Here is a 13,137-nt window from a genome sequence, read left to right on the forward strand (position 1 = left end):
CGCAATGGCCGCTTTAGAGTTAAATCTGTTCAATTAATTACTGTCCAACTTTATATCCTAGAGACAGGACGAAAGTTCTACCAGGTTGAAATACTTCATTGTTATAATTTGTGTCTTTATAATCAATAAAGCGGAAAGTAGTTGCGTTTAGAATATTCTCAACCCTGAAGCCTACGCTAAAATTATCTAAAAAGGACTTTTGAATATTGAGTCTTAGATCAGGAGTAGGGATTTCACCATCTCCTTGTACTTCATATACATCAGGAAGTCCTCCAAATCCATTATAGAACAAACGCTTACCATACATATTGGCATATAAGGTAGTCTCAAAGCCTATTTCAGGATTATAATAGGTTAGGTTAGTATTTACAATAAAAGGGGATTGTGCCTGAAAAGGACGTGTTGATTCCGGATTAGGATCACTCAGCCTTAAGAAAGAAAGCTCTTCTTCTGTAAGGTCCACTTTAGAGACAGTATAGGTAAAGTTCGCGCTGAATTTAAAGTTAGTCAGAGCCGGGGTTAAGTCTTCCAGGTTCTTTCTGAACTCAAGTTCCGCTCCATATAAGATACCTTGATCAACATTTACGTAGCGAATCTGACCACCCGACGCTGCAGGTATCAATCTCCTTTGGATAGGATTTGTAAAGTCTTTATAGAATGCACTTATAGCGAACATTTCACCAGCACCGGGGAACAACTCGTAACGCAAGTCAGCATTCCAAACCAATGTTCTTTCCAAATCTGGATTACCACTATTGATAAAACCACCAATGAAGTCAAAAGAAACAAAAGGAGCTAATTCACGCATATTTGGACGCGCCAATGTACGGCTTCCAGATAATCTTAGGTTTGACTTATCTGTTAATGCGTAGATAAGGTTCAATGAAGGTAAAAGGTCTAGTTCATCTATTTCTCCAACGGGATCAGTAGGATTTCCTGACTCTACTTCAAAATCTGTTTTTTCCAATCTCACTCCTCCTACAGCTTTAAGCTTTTCGTTCAGTTGTAGCATTGTCATTACATACCCGGCAAGCACTTGTTCATATCCGGTATATGCATTAGAAGCAAGGGTCTGGTTAGAAAAATAACCTCCTAAGTTATAGCTTCCATTCTCATTTTGACTCAGCACACCTGAATTTCCAGGGCTAAAGTAAGTATCATAGTCTCCTTCTGCTTCTCTAAAGGTCACAAAATCTTCGCTATCGCCTGGCTCCTGATGTTGATAGCGCTGTTCATCAAATGTTCTCTCTTTTCTATTTCCAAGAAACCCAAACTTTATTTTGTTGTCACTTTCTTCTCCCAGAGGGATTTCAATATCTATTTTTCCACTAAACTGATCGTCATTAAGCGCTCTGAAAAAATGAAAAGGGCGATCGTATTCTGCCTGTCGGATTTCATATAGACCACTATTAGTGATATTGTTCGCCATAATCCGGGTATCAGGCTCATCTTGAGCAGAAGCTACGTACCCTAGCACCCAATCAATCTTAGTATTTTTCTGTGTGCCAAGTGCATGTTTTCCACTCAATTGAACATTGCTTAACTCCCTCTGTACGTAGCTGATATTTCTACCCTGGTAGGTATGACCAATAGATATTGCACCAGGCCATATGCCTTCAAGGTAGGCAGCAGTTGTTTCAGCATCGTTATTGTAAGTGTAATTCAAAGAGATTTCGTTGCTGTTACTTAACTGGTAAGCCAGACTGGCAAACGCTCCTATGCTCACAGCTTCCATACTTTGCTGCCCTTCAGTATCTAAAAAGGGAAAAAGCAAATCAGTTGATGTGTTACCAGGCAGTTCCCATATATTCAGCTCTCTGTTTGAATAATTGGTGAAATTTCTATTGTAGTTACCTCCCAATGTGAAACCAAAGTTTCTACCAAAAAGAGATTTACGATCACCGAGAGATAATTGATAGCTAGTATTTAAACCCGGCGTTTTGGTTGCAGGAATAAAAGAACGATCAGAAAGTGCATCAGCACTACCTTGTAGTACACGACGGTCATCATCAAATTCTTCTCCGGCATTATCAGCCCTAGAACCCAAACTGTTTGAACGAAGTGCTTCTCTGTTTGCCTCATTTTCCAAAAACTCAGGTAAGGCACGTGAGCCATCGTCAAAACCTAACCAGTCCGTTTTCCCATTAACAGGGTCAGTTAAAAAGTTTTCATTAAAAGTAGCTTCGGTATTATAACCAAGCGATACATTTGCTGTCAGAAAGAATTCATCCGGGATAGACCTGGTACTGATATTTACATTACCACCAGTGAAATTACCGGGTTGGTCAGGAGTAAATGTTTTAGTAGTAACAATATTTTCAATGATTGACGTGGGTATCAGGTCCAGGCTAACACTGTTACGATAAGGGTTCGTGCTGGGCAGCGTTACGCCATTAAGTTGTGAAAGAGAATAACGGTCTCCTAATCCACGCATTACTACATATTTACCGCCTTCCACAGAAGCTCCGGTCACACCTTTTACTGACTCGGCTGAGTTGCTCGCGCCTATCCTTCTAATTTCTCCGATTGAAATTCCATCCTGAACAGCGAAAGACTTTTGTTGTAGTTTAAGCAAGGCTACTTCATTATTATTGATCTGTTCTGCCTGTACTACCACTTCTTGCAACTGTACATCTGAAGATTCTAAGGCAATATCTATCCTTGTAGCTTTACCCTCTTCAACAACAACTCCCTCAACAGTTTTTGAAGCGTAAGAGACATAACTATAAACCAAAGTATAAGTACCTGGTGCTAAAGGGAGTTGATAATAACCAGAAATATCGGTTATAGTACCTGTTGAGGTGCCTTGTACTTGTACAGTGGCTCCTATTAATTCTTCAGCTGTTTCTGAATCAATGATGGTACCGCTTACAGTACCGGTTTGAGCATATAATACTCCACTTCCTAAGAATAAGCTTAAGAAGAAAATAATACTAGAGATTTGATTAAAATGACATTTCATTCTTTTGGACGATTAAATAAATATCATAGAATTTGAAAAAGGCGGACATTGGAACCAATGTCCGCCAAGCTTATAACTATTCTTATTATTCTTAATTAATAACCACCGGTAGGATAAACAATGCCTGTGCTCTCTTCTGCATCCAGATCAAGATAAGAAGGATTCACATTCCACACATTGTTAAGCAGTTGAAGCTCTCTGTTGATCAGATGGTTATAGCTGTCAACATCATCACCTGGTTTATCTTCAACTTCGATACCTTTGCCATTGAAATCAGTGATGATAGAGTTGGCTAAAATTCCAGCAGTATTATCACGCATCAAGATAGCGGGAGCCGTTACGTCTCTTCCGGTAGAGCTTTGACCTCTTCCCACTAATGTCAGGTTATAGAGGGTAGGATTTGCATAAGGAGTAACATTATCCTGAGGGCCTGTTCCATCCCATTCTCCCCCGTGGTCTGCATCAGTCTGAATATCAGATTGGATACTAAACCAGAACTGTCCTTTACCTATCCAGCCTTCATCATAGTCAAAGTTATCATCATCAACAAAGGCAGCAATTGCATATTTGATATTTACTGTACCTCCGAAGATCTCTATGCCATCGTCACCACTAGAGAAGATATCTATATACTCTAAAGTTGTTCCTGCACCTACTCCACCTAATGATAATCCTTGAATTTCACTACCAGGATTGATACCTACACCAGAGTAACGAATTGATACATAAGTCATGATACCAGAATCATCATCTGCATCCGACCCACCATACTGACCTCTAGGCTCATTAGGGTCAATACCTTCAATTGAGTTAGTACCGGCAGTACCAAATCCTATTGGTGCAGTTCCCAGAACTATTACACCTCCCCAGTCACCAGCTTCATCAGGTAATTTTGCACCATCATCAGTTTCTGATGTGAAAATAATAGGCTCTTCAACCGTACCCTGAGCGTCTATCATACCACCAGTAGTAATCACAAGAGCAGAGGTATTGTCACCAGTAGTGGGCTCAGTTTCAGCAATTATCACTGTTCCTGGCTCAATTAGAAGTGTTCCACCTTCTACATAAGTTAATCCATCAAGAACCCAAACTATATCGCTTGTCAAAGTAAAGTCTTCAGTAATTGAATTCGGGATAGTCTCCAAAGTTGCTGTTGCCGGATCATATGGAGCCTCAGGAGTAGCAGGCGAGCCAGTAAGGTATCCTAATTTCCACAGTGTAGACCAGTCATTCATCCAATTGTCACCTGCAGGATCAAATGCTCCTTTATAATTAGCTTCAGTAAAGAAATCATCTTCAGGTAAAGCCGCTACATTCGCAGTGATAACATCTGCGCTGGGTACTGGATTTAATGCTTGGTTGGGAGTACGAGAAATTGCACCCAGTGTAGGATCAGCAACTACGTTACCATTAAACTGCAAATGACCACTTACCCAAGGGGCAAGATCATTTTCAGGAATCTCAGCACCTATTACTACAGCGTCTACAATATGTACTACACCATTAGATGCGGTAACATCAGCAGTAGATACCTCGGCGTTGTTAACAAAAACTCCATCATCGTTTGAAGTGAATAATAAGCTGTTTTCACTCAGAGCCGCAGTAATCTGACCATTCTCTATCGCTGAAGAAGCTACAACAGAACCTAATAAGTGGTCTTGGAGTACTGCTACAAGGGCATCATCTGGTACATCATCTAAAGAAGCAAATCCATTTGCGGCCAAAAACGCTTCAAATGCGTCATTGGTAGGCGCGAAGACTGTAAGTGTAGCATCAGGATCGGATGCAGCATCTAGTAAGTCAGAAGCAGCGTCTCTGCTAAGGGCCGCTACAAGTGTTGAAAGCTCATCAGTAGCACTCGCTATATCAGCTATTGTTTGGTCGCCTGGCTCTGTCACTTCAAAGCTTGCTGCATTGGAAGTTTCGCCTCCGGCAGTGACTGTAACGTCAACTGCTCCCAGACCTAAGCTTGCTGGTACTTCAACAGTAATAGAAGTTGCACTTACATTACTGGTAGTAGCAGTAGTAGTTCCAAAACTTACTGAAGGAGAAGTACCAAAGTTGGTTCCTGCAATGGTTACTGGTGTTCCTACAGGACCGCTGCTAGGAGTGAGGCTGCTGATAGATGGTGTTGTATCCGGGTCCGGATCATCCTCATCATCGCAGGCCGTAAAAAAGGCGGCCATCAGGCCAAGGGTTAATAATAGGGTAAGCGATAGTTTCTTCATAATTGAATTTTGTAGTGTTCTTGCTAAAAATTACACCTGCAAAATTCATATTCTAGTATTAACCTATCACGACCGAAATGTTAACAAATCATTAACGATTGATAATTCGTGTTAATTTATTGTTAACGTGTAAAATAAAAAACTCCTGATTTACAGGAGTTTACTAATACTAACAATATGTTGACTAATATTCAACTAGCGATTGATGGGTACTTTCTGAAGAATTTTCTTGATGATATCTGACGTACTGACACCATCCGCTTCTGCTTCATAATTGAGCAGAATACGGTGGTTGAATACATCATGCGCTACTTCTTTGATATCCTCCGGCAATACATAGTCACGCTGATCAAAGAAAGCAATGGCTTTGGCCGCAATATTAAGATTGATACTGGCCCGGGGAGAGGCTCCAAACTGAATATAACTGGCAATATCCTGCATATTGTACTGGTCCGGATAGCGTGTGGCAAATACCAGCTCAATAATGTATTTCTCCAACGAATCCGAAATGCTTACTGCATTGATCTCATCACGAATGGCGAATACATCTTCTTTGGTAAGTACAGATTGTAAATCTCCACTGAAGGACATATTAGACATGCGGCGCATTACTTCCAGTTCGTTTTCTTTGGAAGGATAGTCCACATGCACCTTCATCATAAAACGGTCTACCTGAGCCTCGGGCAGGGGATAAGTTCCTTCCTGTTCTACCGGGTTCTGCGTAGCCAGCACCAGAAAGGGACGATCCAGCGGGTAGGTAGTTTCCCCGATAGTTACCTGCTTCTCCTGCATGGCTTCCAGCAAAGCTGACTGTACCTTGGCAGGGGAGCGGTTGACCTCATCGGCCAGAATCAGGTTGGCAAATATAGGCCCTTTCTTTACTTCAAAATTAGCTTTCTGCTGATTATAGATCATGGTTCCGATCAGGTCAGCGGGCAAGAGATCGGGAGTAAACTGTATACGTTGAAAATTGAGATGTAACACCTTGGCCAAGGTATTTACTGTAAGGGTCTTGGCAAGACCGGGGACACCTTCCAACAAGATATGCCCCTGCGTAAATAAGCCAATGAGTAGGCGGTTTACCATATACTCCTGTCCTACTACTACTTTTTTTACTTCAGTAAAAACCTGTTGTATTTTGCTCTGATATTCTTGCTTAAGTGCTTCGTCAGTTGCTTTATCCATTGCTAAAAAGGTAGTTTATCTATATATCTATAACTCAATATTAGGACGCAGATGTAATTTTTCTGCTCCTCCGGGTAGCAAATTGCTCCAAAAAGACGACAATGCCTATGCCAAGCAGCATAAAGAGTAGCGCCTGCCACAGCAGAGGGTCCATTGATGTGGCTTCAAGATACGCTCCGGGCAGTACATTTTCAGTAATAAAAGGCACTTCCTCTCCTTTGCTGTTGATCCTGGTCTGTACCACTTCCTTCCAGGGCCAGATTTTGTTCAGAGAGCCTATCATAAATCCTGCAAGCAGTGCTACCGCCACATCATGAAACTTATGCAGTAACCATGAAATTACACGAGCAAAGCTCAGAAGTCCTACTACACAGCCAATTCCAAAGACGGCAATTATTCCCAGTTCTCTTTCATTAACAGCTTCCAGTATATAGGCATACTTACCCAGGATAAGCAAGATAAAGCTCCCTGAGATCCCTGGCAAAATCATTGCACAGATGGCTACTGCACCTGATAAAAAGATAAACCAACTGGCAGTAGGCGTTTCTGCCGGTGTAGCCAACGTAATGACAAAAGCAATCACTATACCCAAGAGACCTGCTATAATAGCACCGACGCTCCAATTTTTAATTTCTCTGGAAACCGATACCGCAGCAATGATCACCAGCCCAAAGAAAAAAGACCACAGCTGAATGGGGTAATTTTCCAGAAAAATATGAATCAGCTTGGCCAAAGTAATAATACTTAATGCGATACCGCTCAGCAGCGTTAGCAGAAAACTTCCGTTGACATGCTCCCACAAGGCTTTGATTTTGAACTTTAGCAAAAGCTGTACAGCCTCCAGATCAAAGGACTTGATAGTGTCGAGCAGGGTACCGTAAATACCTGTTATAAATGCGATAGTACCTCCCGATACACCGGGCACCACATCGGCCCCTCCCATAGCTACACCTTTTAAAAAAAGCTGTATGTAATTTCTGAGTCTCTGCATGATTTAATAGGGCATGAAGTGGTCAATTGAGTCTGAGTAGATAAGGATATGCTCAATAGACTGCTATTATTTCTGTTCCAGAAAATGATTAAAAGTGTCACCTCTTAGCCCTAAACGTATTGTTTCTAGAGGGATAACTTCGTTAGGTGCAATATTACCTACATTTACATTAGCTCCGAGTAATTTGATAAACCAGACCTGCTGCTCTTTTTGTGGAGCTTCCCAGATAATTTTTTCAAAAGGGATTTTGGTCAGTATCTCTTCCACCAAGCCTGACCTCACTTCTCCACTGGAACGAAACAAGCCCACATTACCACCTTCACGTGCTTCGCCGATCACCTTCCAGGCTCCGGCATCCAGTTCTGCCTGCATCAGCTCTATCCATTTGTAGGGAGGCATAATCTTGGCAGCATCTTTAGACCCCACTTCCGATAATACGGTTACCTGCTCGGCCAGCTTACGGATATATTCGCACTTCTGGCCATGCTCCATATCAACAGAGCCATCTGATACTTCAGCAAATGATACTCCGTATTTATCCAGTATTTTGCGGTAATCGTCAAACTGATTTCTTACGGCAAATGCTTCAAACAGTGTGCCTCCGAAATAGACGGGAATATTTGCGTCGTGATAAATCTTGATTTTTTCCTGCAAATTGGGCGTGACAAAAGATGTGCCCCATCCAAGCTTAACTATATCCACATAATCACCGGCTACACTAATAAAGTCTTCTATTTCTCGTAAACTCAAGCCTTTATCCATTGCCATGGTATAGCCATAAACTCTGGGCTTCAGTGTCCGCTCAGGGACCTGACGTAGCGTATAATTCATCAAAAAGATTTATTTTCTGTACTGATCTATGATTTTAAACAATGCTTTTTGAGTTTCTAACCTTGGAAAGAACTCATACAGAATTTCATGTCTGTCAAAATCCAAAGTTAAAGCATTTTCCAGAAAATTAAACGCTTCGCGGAATTTACCGGCACAAATTAGGTAAGCAGTAGCATAATAATAGAGATCTACCTCTTCCGGGAGCTCATCTATACCATCTATTACCAGTTCCAGCGCTTTCTCATAGTCTCCCTGTTCGTAATATACATTAGACCACTCCAGCCATACCTCTACATTTTCAGGGTCAATCAGGCTGGCTTCCTGATAGGCATCCATACAAGATACCATATTTCCCACCTGATACTCAGCTTCAGCTAACTTTAGCCAGTACTGAGCATTGTCACCATTGATTTTTATGGCTTTATTAAAGAAGTGTACCGCTTCCATCCATTTTTGCTGCTTGCTAAGCGATGAGCCAATACCAAACCAGGCTTCATCGTACAGATAATCCAGCTTCGCAGACTTATGGTAGTACTTAATTGCTTTTTCGTACTGGTTAAGCTTTTCGTAAGCTCCACCCAGATAGCAGTAGGTTTCAGGGCTGGCACCTTCTATTTTGTAGGTTTGCAGGTAAGCATCCACTGCTTTCTGATACTGCTTAAGATTCATATGCGCATTACCCAAATTAAAGTACGCAGATGAAAACTGATCATCAATGGCTACCGCATACTCATATGCCTGCACTGCCTTCTCATATTCTCCCAACTTATTGTATACAATGCCCATATTATACCAGGCATGCTGAGAGTAGGGATCTTGATTGATAAAGCGCTCATAATAGCCTAAGCTATCCTCCAGTTCACCAGTCATATCCAAACAGAAAGCCAGTTCATACATAGCATCTTCATGATGGATATTTTGTTCAATGGCTTGCTTATAACAGTCTATCGCCTTACCATATTCTGCGGCATTTTGATAGACAAGTCCCATATTATAGTAGATTTCGTCTTTTTCAGCACTGAAGCTAAGTAAATGTTCAAATTCATGGATAGCCTCCTGATGCCGCCCTGAATAAGTGAGGATATTTCCTTTAAGCATCAGTATTTCAGTATCATTAGGCTGAAGGTTTGAGGCCTTGTCTATTGCTTCAAGGGCTTCTTCATATTCTTCCAGGTTGGTAAGAATCTGAGCCTTATTCATCAGTAGCTCAGCAGAGTAGGGATATTGTTCAGTCCCCATATAACAAACTTCCAAAGCTTTGGAGTTGTCATCTATCTGTAGGTAGTGTTCAATAAGGTCAATATAAACATTTAAGTCAAAAAACTGCGCGGCATTGTTCTGCTGTTGCTCTTCAAACCACGCTGCCAACTGATCACCATCCTCTCTTCTTTTATAGTTTTCTCCCATACATCTTGACATTCATGTTGTTATCGAAAAATAATCATCTGCAAAGAGTGCCATTTACAGATGATCTGCTTTAAATATATATAATACTTCAACCATAGCCAACTGTTCTTTAGTTCTTTAAATACACTATCTCAGTCTATAGTATCAGGTTTTAATTGCTGGCAACACCAGCGCACTGTACTTTCAAAATCAGCAAATTCTATATCTATTGCCTGCTTAATTTTGGTATTATCATACGTATGTTGATTCTTGGAAACTTGCTCTAACTCATCGGTTACCAAAGGCGAGCCACTGGTCAGTATAGTTCTCACTTTATCCATCATGATAGCCAGCTTAATCATAAGTCCCTTCACTCTAATATTAGGTGGACGCTTACCAAATTCTCTGGCAATTGTTTCAAAAAGTTCTTTGTAGGTCATACTTCCTGCGTTTACAATAAAGCGTTCCCCTCTTATCTTTGAACCTAAAAGGCGTACAGCTACTTCTGCTACGTCACGGACGTCTACATAGTTTACTTTTCCTTCAGTATAAAAGCGATTTTCTTCCCAAATATATTTGAATACCTGTGTGCTGCTTTTCTCCCAATCACCTGGTCCCAATACCAAAGAGGGGTTAATAATTACGGTATTTAACCCTTCTGCCCAGCCTCTCCAGACTTCCAGTTCTGACTGATGTTTGCTGCGGGCATAGGCTGTATTTTTTTCACCCTCCATCCATTGGGTTTCTTCTGTACTGATGTTGGAAAGCTTGTCTTTACCTACCGATGCCACCGAGCTCACGTGTAAGAAACATTTTACCCCCATTTGAAGAGATGTATTGACCAGGTTAGCAGTACTTTCTACATTCACTCTCCGCATTAAATCTTCATGCTTACTAGCGAAAGAAACTACCGCTGCACAATGAATCACATGCTCCACTTCCTGCAAATATTCTTTAATTTCGCCCACCTGAAGTAAGTCTCCAGTGACCCAGGTAATATGATGTTGAATATCTTCCAACAGTTTCAGGTCAGAATGCTCTCTTTTCAAAGCTTTAATTTTGTACCCTTCTGCCAGAAGCTTTCTGCAAATAAAACTTCCTATAAGGCCATTGGCACCCGTGACTAATACCATATTAAAATATTTCCTTTTCTTATGAGTCCAACAAATATACAGTTTCACCGCTTAATTACCTGAGTGGTAGTTTGTTCGGGTTTTATACAATTTTTACAAGAAGCTGCTGTATCGTATATTTCTCTTTATTTTAGAGCGTGAGTACTTCAATTTCTTTTTAGCACATGGCAAATAAGGACACCGATCAGGTAGCTGATACTACCTCAGAGGATAAAAACAAAAAAATAAAGCTTAACAAAAAAAGTTTTCAAAGCCTTTTGGGCATCTACAGGTTTATCATACCTTACAAATGGCAGTTCATCATTGGTATCGTCAGCCTGGTTTTCTCCAGCCTGACTTTACTGACCTTTCCGCTTGCCTCCGGAGAACTCATAGATGTTGCCTCCGGTAACGCCTCCTGGATTGGCGAGAGCATAGATACAATTGCGCTTATTTTACTAGGCATTTTCTTGGTGCAAAGTATATTTTCTTTTATCAGGGTATACTTTTTCGCCCAGGTGAACGAAAAATCAATGGCAGATATAAGGTTATCTTTATATAGTAAATTGATGTCATTGCCCATGACTTTCTATGATCAGCACCGTACCGGAGAAATTATTAGCCGAATTACTTCTGATGTATCTCTCCTCCAAAATACTTTTTCCACCACCTTGGCTGAGTTCTTAAGACAATTTGCTACCCTTTTTATCGGTATCATTGTCATTTCATTTATGGCGCCTCAGCTTACCGCTTTTATGTTGGCAACCTTTCCTATTCTGGTCATCTTATCAATCTTATTTGGTAGAAAGATTCGTAAGCTATCAAAAAATACTCAGGATCAATTAGCGGATACCAACATCATTGTTGAGGAAACATTACAAGCTATTCAGGCAGTAAAATCTTTTACCAGTGAGCTCTTTGAGATCAAAAAATATAATAGTGCACTCACATCAGTTGTAGATATTGCCCTAAAAGCAGCTGTTTTTAGAGGCTTATTTATCTCATTCGTCATCTTTGTTTTATTCGGAGGCATCGTAGCTGTTATCTGGTATGGCGCCTCTTTGGTAGAAGAAGGGAATATTACAATCGGAGAATTAATTTCTTTCATACTCTATACAACATTAATAGGAGGCTCTATTGCCGGTTTGGGAGATTTGTATGGCCAAATTCAAAAAGCTGTGGGAGCTTCCGAGCGAGTACTTGACATTCTAAACCAACAAGAAGAATTAGATCCTACTCAATATTATAAGGCTAAATCAGGCCCAATTATCCAGGGTGCTATTTCCTTCCAGAATGTGGCCTTTTCCTATCCTACCAGAAGTGATATTCAGGTACTTAATAATATTAGTTTTAAAATTAATAAAGGAGAAAAAATAGCGCTAGTAGGACATAGTGGGGCAGGGAAATCTACTATCACCCAGTTATTATTACGATATTATGATGTTGATCAGGGTAAAATAATGGTTGATGAGCAGGATATTAAAAATTATGATCTTCTAGAATACCGAAAGCATATTGGCATTGTACCACAGGAAGTAATTCTATTTGGAGGTAGCATAAAAGAAAATATTATGTATGGAAGACCTGGGGCATCCCTTGACGACATTCGTTTGGCAGCAGAGAAGGCTAATGCGCATGATTTTATTGAAGCTTTTCCTGAGGGCTACAATACAAAAGTAGGAGAAAGAGGGGTTAAATTATCCGGTGGCCAAAGACAAAGAGTGGCTATTGCTCGGGCTATTCTTAAAAATCCTGAAATACTGATTTTAGATGAAGCTACTAGCTCACTTGATGCAGAATCAGAATATCTGGTTCAACAGGCTCTTGATCGCCTTATGGAAAACAGAACTACAATCATTATCGCCCACCGCCTAGCTACAATAAAAAAAGTAGATCAGATTTATGTTCTTAAGGGTGGCAAAATTGTAGAACAAGGCACTCATGAACAATTAAATACACTGCAAGGGGACTATAGTAATCTGGTAAGATTACAGCTCCAGGAAGATTAAGCTACTTGACCGGACAATTTTATTTGTACGTAGACTAGCTGCCAAATCTCTAAAAATCTTGATCTTTTGCGTGAAAAGTTATTCATCAACATAACCCGATTCTACGCAAGTTTTGTGGTATAGTGAAGTATGCCCAATTTTATACAATCCAATTAGGTCGTTTCAGTGAGTGAATAAAGATATTTATGAAGGTAGAGTAAAATCCAAGTGTAAAACTCGGACTATTGTATTTTACAGGCTTTTTAAAATCTATGCTTAGTACTACTGCCCCCCAGATTTATTGCTTGATCCGAATCAATGAGCCCAAAGGATATGCTGGGGCATAAAAAAACCTCAGCATTAAATATGCTGAGGCAAATAATAGAAAGGCGGCGACCTACTCTCCCGCGGGTAGCAGTACCATTGGCGCTGCCGGGCTTAACTTCTCTGTTCG

Annotated in this window: 9 protein-coding genes; 1 reads left to right on the forward strand and 8 read right to left on the reverse strand. The window is 40.6% G+C overall.

Features of this window, described 5'->3' with window-relative positions:
* Positions 1 to 37: 37 nt before the first annotated feature.
* The 7 genes from WJR50_RS28280 to WJR50_RS28310 form a co-directional block, all read right to left on the reverse strand.
* A complete protein-coding gene (locus tag WJR50_RS28280) occupies positions 38 to 2,962 on the reverse strand; it encodes a TonB-dependent receptor (RefSeq protein ID WP_341296684.1) in 2,925 nt (974 codons plus the stop codon).
* A 95-nt stretch (positions 2,963 to 3,057) separates the two neighbouring features.
* Positions 3,058 to 5,190, reverse strand: coding sequence for a beta-helix domain-containing protein (locus WJR50_RS28285; protein WP_341296685.1), 2,133 nt, complete (start codon positions 5,188 to 5,190; stop codon positions 3,058 to 3,060).
* A gap of 195 nt (positions 5,191 to 5,385) precedes the next feature.
* On the reverse strand, positions 5,386 to 6,375 hold the full coding sequence (locus WJR50_RS28290) for an AAA family ATPase (protein ID WP_341296686.1): 990 nt from the start codon (positions 6,373 to 6,375) through the stop codon (positions 5,386 to 5,388).
* Positions 6,376 to 6,415: 40 nt separating this feature from the next.
* Complete coding sequence (locus tag WJR50_RS28295) at positions 6,416 to 7,366, reverse strand: polyprenyl-phosphate transporter (RefSeq protein WP_341296687.1); 951 nt, start codon at positions 7,364 to 7,366, stop codon at positions 6,416 to 6,418.
* A 66-nt stretch (positions 7,367 to 7,432) separates the two neighbouring features.
* Positions 7,433 to 8,197 carry a phosphosulfolactate synthase gene (locus WJR50_RS28300; RefSeq protein WP_341296688.1) on the reverse strand — a complete coding sequence of 255 codons (765 nt, stop codon included), beginning with the start codon at positions 8,195 to 8,197 and terminating at the stop codon, positions 7,433 to 7,435.
* 9 nt (positions 8,198 to 8,206) lie between these two features.
* The gene (locus WJR50_RS28305) at positions 8,207 to 9,604 is read right to left on the reverse strand and encodes a tetratricopeptide repeat protein (RefSeq protein ID WP_341296689.1); all 1,398 of its coding nucleotides are present in this window, start codon (positions 9,602 to 9,604) and stop codon (positions 8,207 to 8,209) included.
* Between the two features lie 131 nt (positions 9,605 to 9,735).
* Positions 9,736 to 10,716: an SDR family NAD(P)-dependent oxidoreductase gene (locus tag WJR50_RS28310; RefSeq protein ID WP_341296690.1), complete on the reverse strand. Its 981-nt coding sequence runs from the start codon at positions 10,714 to 10,716 to the stop codon at positions 9,736 to 9,738.
* 164 nt (positions 10,717 to 10,880) lie between these two features.
* Between WJR50_RS28310 and WJR50_RS28315 the strand changes: the two genes are divergently transcribed.
* Positions 10,881 to 12,704, forward strand: a complete 1,824-nt coding sequence (locus WJR50_RS28315) for an ABC transporter ATP-binding protein (RefSeq protein WP_341296691.1) — start codon at positions 10,881 to 10,883, stop codon at positions 12,702 to 12,704.
* 242 nt (positions 12,705 to 12,946) lie between these two features.
* Here the strand turns inward: WJR50_RS28315 and WJR50_RS28320 are convergent.
* A partial coding sequence (locus WJR50_RS28320) for a hypothetical protein (RefSeq protein ID WP_341296692.1) occupies positions 12,947 to 13,137 on the reverse strand: 191 nt, incomplete at its 5' end.

This window comes from Catalinimonas locisalis, assembly GCF_038039535.1.
GTDB lineage: Bacteria > Bacteroidota > Bacteroidia > Cytophagales > Cyclobacteriaceae > Catalinimonas.